At 61.9% G+C, this 16,004-nt stretch carries 14 protein-coding genes; 9 read left to right on the forward strand and 5 right to left on the reverse strand.

What is annotated here, in order from left to right; all coding sequences use genetic code 11:
• Positions 1–28 precede the first annotated feature (28 nt).
• From FG95_RS17990 to FG95_RS18000, 3 genes are all read right to left on the reverse strand, one after another.
• Complete coding sequence (locus FG95_RS17990) at positions 29–706, reverse strand: TetR/AcrR family transcriptional regulator (RefSeq protein WP_037557613.1); 678 nt, start codon at positions 704–706, stop codon at positions 29–31.
• Between the two features lie 167 nt (positions 707–873).
• A complete protein-coding gene (locus FG95_RS17995) occupies positions 874–2,226 on the reverse strand; it encodes an AMP-binding protein (protein ID WP_231732773.1) in 1,353 nt (450 codons plus the stop codon).
• Positions 2,227–2,703: 477 nt separating this feature from the next.
• A complete protein-coding gene (locus FG95_RS18000) occupies positions 2,704–3,717 on the reverse strand; it encodes a serine hydrolase domain-containing protein (RefSeq protein WP_037557614.1) in 1,014 nt (337 codons plus the stop codon).
• Between the two features lie 196 nt (positions 3,718–3,913).
• Between FG95_RS18000 and FG95_RS19990 the strand changes: the two genes are divergently transcribed.
• From FG95_RS19990 to FG95_RS18025, 5 genes are all read left to right on the forward strand, one after another.
• The gene (locus FG95_RS19990; protein WP_197411506.1) at positions 3,914–4,591 is read left to right on the forward strand and encodes a GntR family transcriptional regulator; all 678 of its coding nucleotides are present in this window, start codon (positions 3,914–3,916) and stop codon (positions 4,589–4,591) included.
• On the forward strand, positions 4,588–5,892 hold the full coding sequence (locus FG95_RS18010) for a hypothetical protein (RefSeq protein ID WP_037557615.1): 1,305 nt from the start codon (positions 4,588–4,590) through the stop codon (positions 5,890–5,892). Before FG95_RS19990 ends, FG95_RS18010 begins: the two co-directional genes overlap by 4 nt.
• 242 nt (positions 5,893–6,134) lie before the next feature.
• Positions 6,135–8,237: a TonB-dependent receptor gene (locus FG95_RS18015; RefSeq protein WP_161786579.1), complete on the forward strand. Its 2,103-nt coding sequence runs from the start codon at positions 6,135–6,137 to the stop codon at positions 8,235–8,237.
• Positions 8,238–8,307: 70 nt separating this feature from the next.
• Positions 8,308–9,840: a carboxylesterase/lipase family protein gene (locus FG95_RS18020; RefSeq protein WP_161786580.1), complete on the forward strand. Its 1,533-nt coding sequence runs from the start codon at positions 8,308–8,310 to the stop codon at positions 9,838–9,840.
• Positions 9,841–9,899: 59 nt separating this feature from the next.
• Positions 9,900–11,138, forward strand: coding sequence for a serine hydrolase domain-containing protein (locus FG95_RS18025; protein ID WP_058539115.1), 1,239 nt, complete (start codon positions 9,900–9,902; stop codon positions 11,136–11,138).
• 389 nt (positions 11,139–11,527) lie between these two features.
• Here FG95_RS18025 and FG95_RS18030 read toward each other — a convergent pair whose 3' ends face one another.
• Entirely contained in the window at positions 11,528–11,941 is a 414-nt protein-coding gene (locus FG95_RS18030; RefSeq protein WP_037557619.1) for a hotdog fold thioesterase, read from the reverse strand.
• Positions 11,938–12,813, reverse strand: coding sequence for an alpha/beta fold hydrolase (locus FG95_RS18035; RefSeq protein WP_037557620.1), 876 nt, complete (start codon positions 12,811–12,813; stop codon positions 11,938–11,940). Before FG95_RS18035 ends, FG95_RS18030 begins: the two co-directional genes overlap by 4 nt.
• A gap of 74 nt (positions 12,814–12,887) precedes the next feature.
• On the opposite strand from FG95_RS18035, the gene FG95_RS21180 reads away from it, so the two are divergent.
• The 4 genes from FG95_RS21180 (at position 12,888) to FG95_RS18055 (ending at position 15,914) form a co-directional block, all read left to right on the forward strand.
• Complete coding sequence (locus FG95_RS21180) at positions 12,888–13,157, forward strand: MarR family winged helix-turn-helix transcriptional regulator (RefSeq protein WP_058539116.1); 270 nt, start codon at positions 12,888–12,890, stop codon at positions 13,155–13,157.
• The gene (locus FG95_RS21185; protein WP_235211615.1) at positions 13,100–13,381 is read left to right on the forward strand and encodes a MarR family winged helix-turn-helix transcriptional regulator; all 282 of its coding nucleotides are present in this window, start codon (positions 13,100–13,102) and stop codon (positions 13,379–13,381) included. Before FG95_RS21180 ends, FG95_RS21185 begins: the two co-directional genes overlap by 58 nt.
• 818 nt (positions 13,382–14,199) lie before the next feature.
• Positions 14,200–15,060, forward strand: a complete 861-nt coding sequence (locus tag FG95_RS18050) for a hypothetical protein (RefSeq protein ID WP_052182489.1) — start codon at positions 14,200–14,202, stop codon at positions 15,058–15,060.
• A complete protein-coding gene (locus FG95_RS18055; RefSeq protein ID WP_037557623.1) occupies positions 15,057–15,914 on the forward strand; it encodes a VOC family protein in 858 nt (285 codons plus the stop codon). The genes FG95_RS18050 and FG95_RS18055 overlap by 4 nt, the downstream gene beginning before the upstream one ends.
• Positions 15,915–16,004: the final 90 nt, after the last annotated feature.

The following is a 16,004-nucleotide window of genomic DNA, read 5'->3' on the forward strand; positions in this document are numbered from 1 at the left end:
CGGCCCAGCCCAAGATGAAGCGGGAATGTTATGGGTGGCTCCCCTTCAGGGAGGGGCGGCAGCCGTACACAAATAGATCGACAGCTTGCCTCATTCGGGCTGAAGAGGTTTCATTGTGACTGGTCACTCCCACTCCAAGAGCGGCCCGACGAAAAGGTGACAAAATGACGCTGGAGATAAACTGCTCCGCAGCAAAATTCGCGTCTGACACCCTGATTTCTCCCCTCTCCTCGGCTTTGCGCAAGACCTCTGCCACCAATCTCGTCGTGCGTCCTACGCCGAATTCGTAAAGGTTTCGCGCTAAAGCGGGAAAACGTGCAGCCTCAGCCATTACAACGCGTTCCAACGCGACGTGAATGTCGGTAAGCATCCAGGATAGCAGTTCATCGGACAGCTCTTCAAGCTCGAGCCGAACGTCGCCATGTTCGGGAACGTGCTGTTCAAGGAAGGAGAGCCGATCCTCGATTTCCATGAGTATTGCCGCTTCGAAAAGCAGCTTTTTGTCCCCGTAACGGGCGTACAACGTGCGCTTGGAGATGCCTGCTTTTGCAGCAATCCGTTCAGCCGTTGAACGACCGAATCCGTCGGCAAAGAAGACATCGCGGGCGACACGGAGAATTTTCCTCGAAAGTGCTTGCGAGGCTTGTCGAGTGGGCCTCCCTGTTCGTCCGGAAGCTGGTTCTTTGGTTTTTTGGGTCGACGCCATGCCTCATCTTGGCCATACCTTGACCGCGCTGCAAGCGTAGAGCGCTTTGCCTTGGACAGCCCGACCGAGATTGCCCGGGCTTATGCAAGACTCACGAGGCCCGCTGAAATTATCCCGCCTGAAAGGATCGCTGCCATTCGCACGGAATGGACGCAGTGTGATCTCATCTAGGCGAGTTGGTTACGATACGCTTCGCGTAAGGCCTTTTTGTCGATCTTTCCCGTTGCAGTGAGCGGTACTGTCGCGAACAGGATGTCGTCCGGCAGCCACCAACGAACAACCTTCGTCTCCAGATGCGCGCGAATTGCGTCGGCTGTGACGGCTTGACCTTCATGCGTTTCGATCACGAGAAGGGGGCGCTCTTCCCATTTTGGATGATATACGCCAACGACCGCCGGGACCCGGACGCCGGGGTACCCAACCGCCGCATTCTCGATATCAATCGAGCTGATCCATTCGCCCCCGGACTTGATCACATCTTTCTCGCGGTCGGTCAGCCGGAGAAAGCCGAAGCGATCGATCGTACCGATGTCCCCGGTGTCGTACCAGCCATCGCTCCCGGCGCCCTCAATATCGGGGAAATAGCGATCGACGACCCACGGTCCGCGGACCTGGAGCGCACCCGCCTGCTCACCGTCCCAGGGGAGCGGCGTGCCATCGCCGTCGATAATGCGCAGTTCGATGCCAAATTGCATGCGACCCTGCTTCGTCAGCGGGAGGTCGTTCGCGAAATCCTCGCCTTCGGCCATCAGGAGCGGGGAGGGCGTCGAAATCACGCCGAGCGGATTGGTTTCGGTCATGCCCCAGAGCTGCAGCACAGTGACACCATATTTGGCTCGGAATGTCTCGGCCATCGCCCGGGGGACGGCCGAGCCCCCAATCACGAGGCGCTTGAGATTGCCGACCCCCGTCCCCGTAGTGTCGAGATGAGCGAGGTACAAGGTCCAGATCGTCGGCACACCACCCGAAAAGGTGACGCCCTCTTCGTTGATCAGGTCGGCAAGACTGGCACCGTCCATCCTGTCACAAGGAAGCACTAGCTTGCAGCCGTTGATCGCTGCCGTGAAGGGAAGTCCCCATGCCGTTGCATGATACATGGACGAGCAGGGCATGATGACATCAAAAGCGCTGAACCCGAAGGCACTGCTTAGACCGGCCGCCATCCCGTGAAGAACGATTGAGCGGTGGCTGTATAGGACGCCCTTGGGGTCGCCCGTCGTCCCCGAAGTGTAGCAAAGAAATGCGGCTGCCTTTTCATCGAAGCTCATCCAGGTGAGGGCTCCGTCCTCGCTTGCCAGCAACGCTTCGTAGTTCAACGTGTCGGCAACATCTGGCGCGATCGTTCCGCGCTCCGCGAGAAGGACATAGCGCTCGATACCCGGAAGGAGAGGACGCAGCCGTGCGACGAGCTCGGCTAGATTGGGCTCGAAGAAGAGAATGCGGCTCCCTGCATGAGCGATAGTGAAGGCGATCTGCTTGTCGCTGAGACGCGGGTTGGCGGTGTGCAATACGGCGCCCATGCCCGGCGCCGCATAGAAGAGTTCGAGGTGGCGGTGGGAGTGTTCCAGGCGAGCGAGGAGACGCCGTCGCCCGTCGCAATCCCGAGGACGCCAAGGGCCTGCGCAGCCTGACGCGCACGCTGATCGCAGCGGTGCCAGTCATACCGCCAAACCGGCTCCACGACAGCCTTCGAGACGATCTCCCTCTTGCCGTGCGCGCGCGCTGCATATTCCAATATTCCGCTGATCAGCAGCGGCGCGTCCTGCATCAATCCCCGCAACATGCTGCATCCTTCTTCGCCCCACTGCGCCGTCGCGCGCACGGTTCCGCCTCTCGGTTCCGATCGCCGCGCTGGCTGTCAATGACCGTCATCATGCTGGCCCATGGGCAAACTCCACGGGCCGCGATTGCATTCAGCCAGCAATTCTCAATGATCATATTGCAGCGGCACGGCTTAGGTTCGATCGCCCCCGAGATGTTCTCGCCCGCGTTTCAAATTATTCACTCGCTGGTTTCAGCAACAGCGACAGGAACCGCCAATCGGACCAATCACCTTTTTTCCCCGCCGCTAAGGCGGCAATGTCGAGTTTCGCCTGCCTCACGATCGTAAGCCGAAGCGACGGAATGATATAGAGGCGTTGATCGCCCGCGCCGGCGGCGACGACCATATCCGCCGGTAGTTCGGCGGCATGACTGGTGATATCGGTGGACCGAGTAACAATATCGACAGCCGGCGTGCTACGGGGTAGCCACCAAGTGAGACCGTAGGCAGGATTGACCTGGCTACCCTGGAACATCTCGCCGAATGTCGCTTCGTCGACAAGTGGCCTGCCTTCGAGCTTTCCGCCCCCGCGGACGAACTCGCCGATCTTCGCCCACTCGGATGCGGCCAGCACTAGGCCCTGCGGCATGAGCGGTGCGCCATCGGGGCCGCTGCGCCAATCGCCGACCGTTACGCCTAGCGGCATTAGAATGCGACGCTCGATATAATGGCGAGGGTTGCCGTCCTCGCCTTTGGCGACGAGCTTTCGGCGCATGATTTCGCCGACGACTTGCATCGGAGCAGGGCCATACTGGAATTTCCCGCCCGGTGCCGCCGCGAGCGGTGCCTTGACCGAGTCCAAATACCCTTGGGGTCTCCCGACGGTTGAGGCCTGACCACCTGTCATCGACAGCAGTTGGCGAAGCGTGATCTGTTCCTTTTCGGCGTCGCCCTTCCACTCAGCGAGCGTCTCTGATGCCCGCTCGTCGAGCGTCAAAAGCCCGTCCTGTACGGCCGCCGCCGCCATCAGCCCGACAAGACTCTTGGTGCCCGACCAGAGTTCCTGCGGTGTCGCAATATCTGCAGAACGGCATCGAACCTCGCCATCCTCAAGGATCAGCAGCGCCACGCCAGAGTTTGCCTCGGAATAGGCGATCGCCGCGGCACAGCCGGGAAGAGGAGCGGGTTCGCCTGCCGTGGCCGGCTGTGCCGCAACGGCTGCTGCGAAAAAGAGGATGGTGCGCTTCAAGTTCCGACTCCCATTTTCTGGTGCTTGTCATTCTCGATATTATCGATAATAATTTCATTCGCAATCATCGATTGCTCGCGTGCACTGTCCGATTAGGATGGTGCCGGTAGCAGGGAAAGCCGAACGGAGAGAAATGGGCGCGACGAAGACCGAAGACGACAGTGCACCGACTCAAGACCGCGTCATTGCGCGTCTCTTGACTGACGACATCGTCGAATGGCGCATCCAGCCGGGATCGTGGCTGCGCGAGCGCGAAATCGCCGCGCGCTTCGGGGTGAGCCATGCGCCCGTGCGCGAAGCATTCCGTCATCTTGCGCGGATCGGTCTCGTGAAGGTGGTCCCGTGGCGCGGAACCTATGTGATCGATATCGACGAGCATGCCGCGAACGAGGTCTATGAGCTGTGGAAATCCCTGTTCGGTGTAGTTTGCCGCCTGGCTGCGGTCGAGATGACGGATCGCGACGGGCGCGAACTGATGCACCGTCTGGTCGAATATAAGGATGTCACCCAGCGCACCGAAAATACGTTCGAGCATATCAAAGTCTCGAACCGCATCGGCCGCTTCATCGCCAAGCGGAGCAATGCGCCGCTCGCGCTGGAGCTCCTCGACCGGGTCGCGCTGCTCGCGCGCTGGCAGCACAATGTCTATACCGACAGCTATATCGAGACGCATGGCAATGACGCCGCGAAGCGATCGGCCATCCTCTACGACGCGCTTTGCCGCCATATCGTCACGCGCGATGGCGATGCCGCCGATGCGGTGGCGCGCGATCTGATCGGCGTTACTCAGAATAGTTTCGGGCGCGCACTCGAGGAATATAAGGCCCGGCACGCAAAGACTAAGCCCAGCCGCCGCCGCGCAAAAGTGACATGAGCCGCCTCCCGACCGACCGCCGCACGTTGCTTAAGGCGGGCCTCGCGGCGCCGATCGCATTGCAGGTTAACTCCGCTGCCGCTGTATCTCGGGATTTGACCATGTTCGGCTCCGAACGCCTCTTCACCGACGTCCAAAGCTATACCGAGGCCGGCAACAAGCAGTCGGGCGGCGAGGGCGATCGTTGGACCGCCGACTGGACAGCGAAGCGGCTGTCCAGTGCCGGATTCGAAGTCGAACGCCAGACGTTTGACGTGCCTTGGTTCGAGGCCTCGCGCTGCGACCTCAGGCTCGGCGACATCACGATACCGCTCGTCGCACAACCGCTCGCCATCGAAACCGGCGAGGCTGGACTCGCTGCGCCGCTGCGCCTCGCAGAAATTCCTGAACGCCTCGACGGCGCGATCGCCGTAGTGCGCCTGCCTTTCCGCCGCTGGTCGAGCCTCGTAGATCGTGCAGCGCGCGAGCCGCTCGCCGATGCGCTTGCGCGCGGTGCGAGCGGGGTCATTCTCATTACGACCGGGCCGACGGGCGAGGCCTTGCTCCTCAATGTCCCGGCCGGTCATCCCGTATCGGAAAAGCCACTTGCCTTGCTCGCGCCGCGACTCGCCGCCCCGGTGATTGAAGCCGCGCGCCACGGTGCCGCGGCGAAATTAGCGCTGCGCGGGCGCGGTGGGGCTCGGGCAGCTCAGAATATAATCGGGCGACTCGTTCGCTCCGGCCGCCCTTGGCTCGTCGTCTCGACGCCGCGTTCAGGCTGGACCGATTGCGCCGGCGAGCGGGGGCCGGGCATCGCGATGTGGCTCGCGCTCGCCGACTGGATGCCCCGAGCGTTTCCCCAGCACAGCCTGCTCTTTCTGTGCAACAGCGGGCATGAATATGAGAATCTCGGTGCGAGCCATATCGCCGACAAGTTTGGTCCAGCCCCCAGCGAGACGGCTTTCTGGTTGCATCTCGGCGCCAATGCCGCAGCACGTGACTATCAGGAAATGCCGGGGCGCTTGCTGCCGCTGCCGAGTGCCGATCCCTATCGTTTTCTCATGACATCGCCCGAATTCGTTGCGCGTGCGCGCGAGATATTCAAAGGCCAGCCAGGGTTGGAAATGGCCTATCCTTCGGCGGAAGGCACAGCGGGCGAACTCTCGGAAGTGATAAAGGCCGGCTACACACGTCATGCTGGCATCTTTGGCGCACACCGTCATCACCACGCTGTGACCGACGATTTATCTACCGTCACACCTGACCCGCTTGCCGCTACGGCGCGGGGCGTCCGCGACCTGCTGAGCGCCGTCGTCTCCTAAACCCGTGACCCACGTGCAATGACATTGCGCTTTCCGGCTTGACTCGCTCGCGTTTTCTGCACAAAATTATCGATAATAATTGCGATAACAAAATGGGGAGAGTGACCATGGGACGCAGGGCGAACCTTCTTTTCTGCACGGCCGCAATTTGGGTAGCCGTCGCTCCGCCTGCTTTCGCGCAAGACAGACCGCCCGAAGCTCTTCCGGACGCGGCGGAAGCGAACGATGACGGCGCGATCGTCGTGACGGCGCGGCGCCGCGAGGAGCGGCTCGCCGACGTTCCTACAGCCGCTTCTGTCATCGATATCACCTCACTCACCGATCGCGGCGGCGCAAGCGGCAGCGGCGAATTGCTAGCAGACCAGCCGAGCGTCAGGTTCAACAATCTCAGCTCATCGATCACTTCCGAGATTTCGATCCGCGCCTCGTCGACCGCGCGCGCGACCAATGGCGATCCCAGCGTCGGCCTGTATCGCAACGGTGCCTATATCGCCGGTGGTCCCGTGGGCGGGCGAAACTTCACCCGCCTCGATCTCCTCGATATCGGCCGGGTCGAGGTGCTGCGGGGGACACAGGGCGCACTCTATGGCCGCAACGCGGTCGGCGGCGCGATCAATATCATTTCGGCCGAGCCCGAATTCGATCTCTCAGGCTGGGCGAGTGCGCGCTACGGCTTCGAGAATAACAGCTTCCAGACGCAAGGCGCGATCAATGTTCCGCTTGCCGAAGGTCTTGCGATCCGTCTCAGCGGCGATCTCGTCGAGCAGGACAAGGGCTTCTTCTACAATCCGGACAACGACGTCTATTTCGACCAACAGAAGGGTCATGGTCTGCGCGGCCAGATCCGTCTCAAACGCGGACCCGTCGACGCGATCATCATGGCCGAGACCCAGCGGCTGACGACCCCGGCGGTTCATTATCAGATTTCCATCCCCGCCGGCACGCCAGGCTTCCCGGGGGGATATACCCAGGATCGCTTCCGCTATCCCTGGAACACGGCGCCCCGTGCCAGCCAGGATGTCGATGGACTGCAGGCGATTATCCGCGTGGACTTGGGCGGCGCCGACCTCACCTCGACAACATCCTTTCGCAAGCGCCACTCGGAATATGACCTTGACAATGACGCGGTGAGCCCGGCCGAACTTGCGCGCGCGCGCGCTGCAGGTCAGATCGGGGCGCTAACCCCGCTCGACCCGAGCGGCGCCTCCTATGTCGTCGACACCACCGACAATTTCTCGCAGGACATCCATGTGACGGGCGCGAGCGACCGTCTGACCTGGCTCGTGGGCGCCGAGATGCTGCTGCTCGACAGCGATTTCTCCGTGACGACGACGCGCACGCCGACGCTTGCCAATCCTTCTCCGGGCAACATCGCCCCCGCCCGGCTCCATTTCGAAAGCTATGCGGCTTATGGTTCGCTCGGTTTCGATATCACCGACAGCCTCAACTTGACCGGCGAGCTCCGCTATACACGCGACAGCCGGAGCATCAGCGCGCGGCTCTATGATCTCGCGACAGGCCTGCCAACAGGCGGGTCATCGCGGATTATCGACGACAACATCAGCGCCGACAATCTCTCCTACAATGCGACGCTTTCGTACAAACTTACTCCAAATATTCTCGCCTATGGCAAGGTCGGCAGCAGCTACCGCGCCGGCGGTTTCAACACGCGCCTGTCCGATCCCCGCGCTCCGAGCCCGGTACAGGTACTGTTCGGCAACGAAAGCAGCACCTCCTATGAGGTCGGCATCAAGGGCAGCCCGGTGCGGCGCGGCTATTTCGCAATCGCGGGATATTATACCGAGCTCAAGGATCTGATCGCGCAGGTCGACGATGGATGCGCGCTGACCAACGCGGCCTGCCCGGTCGCCGCGGTCGCCTATCTCACTAATGCCGGTAATGCGAAGAGCTGGGGTATCGAGGCAGAATATAGCCACGGATTCGACCTTGGAGAAGGCGACGGCCGCCTCGCGCTCAGCGGCTCGCGGCAGGGCGGCAAGGTCAAGACGGGCCGATACGACGGTCTCGATCTCGCGCAGGTTCCCGACTGGCTCGCCTCGGCGAACCTCAATCTTCGCTATCCGGTCACCGGCGACGTTGCCTTGACGAGCAATGTGCTTGTCAGCGGACAATGGGGTGGCAAGCAGGAGCTGACCGCAACGTCGGTCGACCTCGACAATTATGTCCTCGTCAATCTTCGCATCGGCGTCGACTTCGGAAAGGTCAATGTGAGCGCCTTCGCGAACAACCTCTTCGACAAGCTCTACTATGTTGCCCAGGCGCCGACGATCAACCGTTACAGCCAACCCCGGGTGATAGGCGTCGAGGGCCGCATTTCTTTCTAGGGGATATGCTTGCCCGCGGCCTGCGGCCGCCAGCCGAGACGAAAGGGACGGCGAAATGCGGCAATGGGTCATGGCAGCATGTGCTGGAGCCGCGACGCTGCTCGCTTCAGCATCCGCCGCGGCGGCGGTTGCCCCTCCGCAAGCGACGCTGGCGCAGGGGCGACTAACGGGCGCTGCAGAGGCAGGAGTCGAGCGTTTTTTCGATATTCCCTTCGCTGCGCCTCCCGTAGGCGCGCTCCGCTGGCGCGCGCCGCAGGCTCCGCCGCGCTGGGCGGGTATTCGCAATGCCGCGAAGTTCGGACCCGCTTGCCCGCAGATGGTGCGGCCTGCGCTCGTCGCCGGTGGAGTAGCGGATGATCAATCCGAAGACTGCCTACAGCTCAATATCTGGCGCCCGGCCGGCGCGCGGAAACTTCCCGTCATGGTCTGGATCCATGGCGGTGCGCATGTCATCGGGTCGGGTACGTTCCCGGCTTTCGACGGTACAGCCTTCGCAAGGCAAGGGGTCATTCTTGTCACGATCAACTACCGGCTCGGCGCACTCGGCTATTTTGCCCACCCGGCTCTGAGCGCAGCCAAGCCGCGTCGCGAGGCGCTCGCCAATTATGGCCTCATGGACCAGATGGCCGCCCTTCGCTGGGTCCAGAAAAATATCGCAGCCTTTGGTGGCGATCCGGGGAAGGTCACTTTGTTCGGCGAGTCCGCGGGGGCAATCGGCGTGACGACGATCCTCGCCCACTCCGAAGCCAAGGGCCTGTTCGCGCGCGCCATCGTACAGTCGGGCGTCGGCCTACTCGACCCGCGCCCGCTTATCGAGCAGGAAGCGCTAGGCACGGCATTGGCGGCTCGCGCCGGCGCGCCGCCTTCGGCGACGATCGACGCGCTCCGGGCGCTTTCGGCCGACGCGCTCGTCGCGGCCGGCGATGTCCGGACGCCGGGCGCGATGGTCGGCCCCATTCTCGACGGCGAGCTGGTGCGCGAAGCGCCATGGCGCGTTTTTGCGCGCAGTGAGCCGATCGACGTGCCGCTCCTCGTCGGCGCTAACAGCAACGAAGCCAGCGTAATCCTCGCCATGGGCGTGCCGCCGGCGGCCGCGCTCACCTATCTCGGGCCCGACCAGGCGGCGGGCCGCGCCGCCTATGGCACCGGGCTCGCCGATGACGAACTGGCCCGCCAAATTCTGGGCGACGCCTGGTTCGTCGCACCGTCGCGATGGCTCGCGGCGCGGACGTCCGCCGGCGCGCCGTCCTACCTCTATCATTTCGACTATGTTGCAGCAGCGCGCCGCGATCGGGCGAAGGGCGCCGGGCATGGCTCCGAAATTCCCTATATTTTCGGGACGCTGGGCTATTTCGCTTCGCTCGCCGGCCCCGTCGACGACGAGGATCGCCGCTTCGGCGAAGGCGTGTCCGCCTGCTGGGTCGCTTTCGCGAAGAATGGCGTACCCGACTGCGCGCTGGTGCCTGACTGGCCCCGGTACCAGCCGACTGACGACCGTCTCGCACATCTCGCGCCCCGGTCAGCCGTCGTCGCCGGTTTTCGCAAGGCGCAACTCGACCACCTGCTGAAAATCCATTTCGCGGCAGGCCAACCCAGGCCTTAGCCCGCTCGGCCAAACAGGCCCACCGTTTCGAAACGTGCAACGAAGCTGGGAGAGATAAAATGTCTGGACGACGGAAATCGATATGGCTTGCCGCCGGCGCCGCATTGGTCGGCGTAGCGGTTTTTGCGGCGCAAAGTGGCTTCGGGAGCAGCGACGGCGGCGAAACGCGTCCGATGGTCCAACTGCCACCCGCGCCGTCCGCCGCCAAGGCGACGGCATCCGCTGCGTCGGCGCTCGCGACCGCAAGCCTCACAACGACCGTCGGCGGTTACACCTATGACTGGACAGCGCTGAAGGCCGCGATCGTCGCTGACACCGAAGTCGCTAGTGGCTATTTCATTGTCGGGAACGCGTCCGATCCCACTTATCTTTTCGAATTCGACAAGGGCAGTTTTGGCATCGACCGGGTGACACCGCTCGCCTCGGCTTCCAAATGGTTTGCTGGCGCGCTCGGCATGCGCATGGTGCAGGCGGGCATTGCCACGCTCGACGATCCGATGCGGCCACCACTCGCCTTCTGGACGACGAGCGGAACGAAGAAGGATGTCAAACTCAAGCATACGCTGTCGATGACATCGGGCTTTAATGCGAGCCCGCTCGTCGGCGGCTGCCAGCTTCTCCCGACTTTTGGTCTCTATAACTGCGCCAAGAGCATCCACGACCTGCGCTACGACATCCTGCGCCCGGGCAATGCGCCTGGTGCTCAATATAGCTACGGTCCTCACGGCATTCAGGTCGCAGGGGCGTATTTGGAGGCCAAGGATACAAGCATAGAACCAGGAACGTCGCCAGCACGCGAGCGGAACTTCCACGAACTGTTTGCGCAGCACGTCACCATCCCGCTCGGGATGTCAAGCACCACGTGGTACGATCCCCACCCCCCCGCGACCGTCCCAACCAATCCGTGGGTGGCCGGCGGCGCCTTCTCCACGCCGCGCGACTATGCGAAACTGCTGCGCGCGTTCCTCGGCGGCAGCTTCATCACCAACATGACGGCCTTCACGCAGCCGCGCACGATCGGACTGCCGCGTGTTTTCGTTCCGGCGAGCACAGTGAACTGGGAATATGCGCTCGGCTCCTTCGTCGAATGCGACACGCCCTCGGCGTGCGCGACGTCGAAGATCAACTCTTCGCCCGGCGCCTATGGCTGGACCGGCTGGATCGATCGCGAGACCGGCTATTATGCCCTGATCGCGACCGAAATATCGAGCGGAGGCGACCGCAAGGGCGTCGAGCTCGAGCAGGTCATGCAGGATCTGATCGAGGATGCGATTGCGAACCGCACTCCGGCGCCCTGACCCGATCGGCAAAACTTCGCCTATGGTGCCTGGGCCAGGCCGCGCCGTGAGGTAGCGGTCTGGCTCAACGGAGGGGGCTGGACACCGCGTGGTTGTGCTGACAGCCGGCTTTCGAAGGGCATGAAGGACCGCTTTCTCGATCATGGAGCGGTTCAATACGAACGCGAGTAGAGCAAGTAGAACCGAAGGCGGACCATCTCGCCCTGCGCATCTTGCTCGAGCGTTCGGCGCGACGCATGACAGCGCCAAACGCGGTGCCGCAACTATGCCCTAAGACTTAGTTCCGCTCGATAACTCGCCGCAGCCGATCAGCGATGATCAAAAGGTCGCCGAGGCAGGACCGCACCAGCACGATGGCTGCGAGAAGTGCCACGACTCTTGCGCGATGGTCAGGCGACGTAAGCACCTCTACCACTCGCTATCAAGGTTCCGTCTGCAGACACAATCCGCGTCCCGGCTATGCTTATCTGCCGACCCAGTTTGACCGGCCTGCCGATCGCCCGCATCAGCCCTGGCAAGGCCGGTCGGTGAAAATCGACGTGCAAGTTTGCCGTAGCCCGCGCAGACCCTCCCATGGCAATGACCGTGTAAAGGCCGGTAAGATCGATCAGCGCCGATAAAATGCCACCATGCGCTGCGCCGACCGTCGGATTTGAGATTATTTCGTCTCGCCAGGGCATTGAGATCACCAACTCGTCGGTGCCGACCTCGGCGATCCTGAGCCCGAGCCAGCGGTGGAAAGGCGCAAGCAACAGCAGCTCCCCCAGTTCCTCAAGCCCAGGGGCGACCCGTGGGGCGTTCATGACTTCATCTCCATTTCATGGGTGCTGAGCAAAAACTCCACAATTGACTTGCCAAACGCGTCATTCTCGTCGCCCACCACCATATGGGTCGCATTCGCGATGTCGCTATATGCCATATGCGGGACCAATCTTCGGAAATGCTTGACGGCTTCCAGCGAAACTAGGTCGCTCGACCCACCGCGGATCAGATGCACAGGCAAGGCTAAACTGGCAGCGGCGGCGCTCAGTTCGCTGCGGCCATTGTCGCTTGAGACACCGCCTTGCCGCGTAACTCCTTCGATGAAGGTCGGGTCCCAATGCCAATAGAAGCGCCCATCGTCCTTGCGGCGCAGATAGTGGGCGAGCCCAGGCGAGGCCTTCCGGCTAGGCCGATGGGGCAGATAGTCGGAAATGACCTCAGCGGCCTCCTCCACCGACGCAAACCCTTCGCGCGCATGGGCCGCCATGAAACCGACCACGCGGGCAACGCCGCTCGGTTCCATCTGCGGCGTGACGTCGACCAAGGTAAGCGATCCAAAACTCCCCGGTGCGCGGTTTCCCTCCGCAATGATCCCAGCCAGCCCCCCAAGCGATGCGCCGATCATCGCCGGCTTTCTTCGCATCGCCGCAGCGATCTCAACGAGATCGGCCGCGAAATCGGAAATGTCATAAGCCCCATCACTGGCCCAAGCGCTCTCGCCGTGCCCGCGCATATCGACGGCGATCGTCCGAAAACCGTGGCTCGCGAGTTGACGGGTCACCGACTTCCACGCCCGGCGGGTCTGGCCGCCGCCGTGCGCCAAAATCACCGGAAAGCCCAGTTCCGGTCCATCGATCGACGCCGCGATTGCATGGCCCGCTTTTCCCGCAAGCGTGATCGTCCGATCATACATTCAGGCATCATACTGTATCATATCTTACAGTAAAGCATGTTCATATGCCGATAGTGGCTTTACAGTTTCAGCCGATGGTCGACTTTCGCAGCACCAGCGATGCTTCTCTCGGGAAAAGTCTTCTGACGGACTCAGACGAGTTTGTCTTTGTCATCGAAGAAGTGCCACGCAAACTTCGCCGCTTGTTCGACGCCTCAATGGCGCGCTTCGGATTGACCCGAACCCAGTGGCGCGCGCTCGTCTATATTTATCGGACCCCGGGCATTACCCAGACCGATCTCGCCAAATGCTCGAACTGGAGCGTGCCAGCGTTGGCCATGTTGTCGACCAGCTGGAAAGAATGACGCTCGCGGAACGGCGCGCTGCCAAGGGCGACCGGCGCGTCTGGGAGCTTCATCTCTTACCCCGAGCGATCGAAATCCTGCCCCAGCTGCGCGCCGAAGCCGACATGATCTACGCGCGGCTGCTCCATATGATTTCACCGACTGAAATACGCGCGGTCCGCGCATTGCTGACGAAAATGTCAGGCAATCTCGAAAGCGGATCGGAAGACATGCCTCCTCGATAGAAGCATTGAAAGATTTGAAATGGCCGACGCCATTCATCGTCAGCAAGCCGATTTCCCCAATTGGCGCCGCTCGCGTTTGCGGCGGCGCACCGCCGCCGTTCTGCCCCCTCTGCACCAAATCGCCAGCACTGACGACTAACGAATTGCGAATATGGCGGCAGGGAGCCCTACCTAACCTCTTGTCGTGTCAGCAAAATCGTCCGACCGAGCCGGCGATCTTTCGGCGGTGAGGGCTCTTCCTCGAGGCAGACCGCTCTTGGCTTCGCATGCCAACGCCAATTGACCGACGAGCCATTTTGTGCAACGTGTTGTCTACTAGGAAACGAATCTCTGCTTGGAGACCGACATGGCTCAACCCGAGCGCTTCATGCGAGGACAGAGTGCCGGTGGCTGCGCTTGTGGCGACGGGCCGGTCTTTGAAGTGAGGCTGGGCGCCGACGGTCAGCCTCTGGCATTCGCCGACGCCTATCCCAACGCGCTTCCAATCCTGAAGAGGCTCGCACGCGGTCGGGTACCGAACAAGCTAGTGCTTCCCCTTTCGGCGGATCGCCCGACACGACACGTCTGATATCGGGGCAGCGGGGACTACCAGATCGCTCTCGACGGGCTCGCCGAAGCCGGCCGCTCTTTGCCTCGGGCCCTGCGCGTTGAAGGATCGAACGTTCGCGACGAGCGGGCGATAACAACCCTATGCTGCCAGGTGCCGCTCAGCACATCGCCCCGGTCATGACGACACCCCTCTCGGGACTCGCGATAAGGCTTGCCCCGAATCAAAACAAACAGTACAGACTGACTGATCATTGGATTTGAGGTGGCAAATGCTGGAGCAGCTACGGTTCGTACGGATCCCGGTTCAGTCGCTTAGCGAAGCCACGCGGCTCGCCGTTGATACCGTCGGCCTGCAGCACAGCGAACGGTTGCCGGAAGCCGAACGGTTCCGTTCTGACTCTCGGTCCTATTGCCTGGAGTTCGACGGTTCCGGGAGCAGCCTCCGGCCCAGCGTGGCGGTGTCGCTGAGAACCGTCGAGCAGCTGCAGGAAGTCTCCGGGAAACTCAGGGAGCGAAATTGGGATGTCGAGGCGATCCCTCACGATCTGTGTCGAAGCCGCCGCTATCACGCGGGGCTCGCCTGTCGCGACCTAAGCGGCAATCTCATCGAGCTGGTCGTTCGGGCCGAGGAGAGCGGCGAGCGATATTTTCCATCGCGCGATGCGGGAATTGTCGGCCTGTCACACGTGATCCTCGGCAGCCGGGACCCGGCGTCTGACGCCGCTGTGTGGGTGGACATCCTCGGAGCGCGGATCACCGATCGGGTGGGCGACGCAATCTACCTCGGCTGGGACGATCAGCATCACAGGATCATGATTGTGCCGAGCAAGCGCGAGAGCTTCCTCGTCGTGGGGTTTGAGGTCGAGAGCATCGACGCCGTGATGCAGTCGAAATATTTTCTCCTTGACCGGCAGGTCGGCATTGTCCGCGGCCCAGGCAAGGAACCCGCGAGCGGTGAAGTGTTTCTGACCTTCAGCGGGCCCTCGCCCGACAGCTATTTCACCTATTCGACCCGATCGGATCCGTCGCCCGTCGGACGCCGGCCACGGCAGTTTGCCGATTCTCCCGCCTCGCTATGCAGTTGGGGTTCGACCTCCAACCTCGAAGAATTGGGAGGAACGTTGCCATGACCATCAACATCATTGACATCGCTTATACTCGTCTCAAGACACCGGATGTCGCGGCCGCTACCGATTTCGCCACGCGAATACTTGGCCTGGAGCCTGTCGATCGCGCGGTTGATCGCCTGTCGTTTCGCTCCGATAGTCGCATGAGCACGATGAGCTACGAGATCGGCGACCCATCCGAAACGATTGTCGGCTTCGAATTGGCGAATGGGGAGGATCTCCTCAATGCGGCGAAAACGCTCGAAGCATTAGGGTATGAGGTGTGCTACGGTTCGCATGAGGAACGCGAGCAGCGGCACGTTTCCGAATTCATAGCCTTTCGTGACCCCAGCGGGGGACGCATCGAATTCGCGGTTTCGCCGCAGATCGGTGGCAATGGCGCGCAGCTGTCTCGCGACGCGGGAATTACGGGTTTCAGTCACGTCGGTCTGTTCAGCCGGGATCCCGGTCGCGATGAGCATTTCTGGACCCAAATATGCAATGCACGCGTCAGTGACCGGGTAGGCGAGCTCCCGCTGCTCCGTCTGAGCCAGATTCACCACAGCATCGCGCTCGTCCCCGCAGACCGGTGCGGTATCCAGCACATCAACCACCAGGTTCAGTCGATCGACGATGTGCAGCGCAGCTACGCGCTGCTTAGCCAGCATAAGGTTCCCATCGTCTTCGGACCCGGCCGGCATCCGACTTCGGGCGCGCGGTTCGTATATTTCGAGGGTCCCGACGGGATGGTCTTTGAATATTCCGTCGGCGTGCGCGAGGTCGACGAAGAGACCTACAGGGAACGCCAGTTCGGCTTTGAACCGAAGAGCTTCTGCATGTGGGGCGCAACCCCGAAAATCAAGGAGTTGTCCACATAGACTTGGGCCCCGGTGGGCAGCGGGCATGGGATGAATGTGACCGCATCGCGAGGTGACGCGGGCGGCGAAATAGCAAAGAGAAAGGATGGG

Origin of the sequence: Sphingopyxis sp. LC363 (assembly GCF_000756385.1) — a bacterium.
Classification (GTDB): Bacteria; Pseudomonadota; Alphaproteobacteria; order Sphingomonadales; family Sphingomonadaceae; genus Sphingopyxis.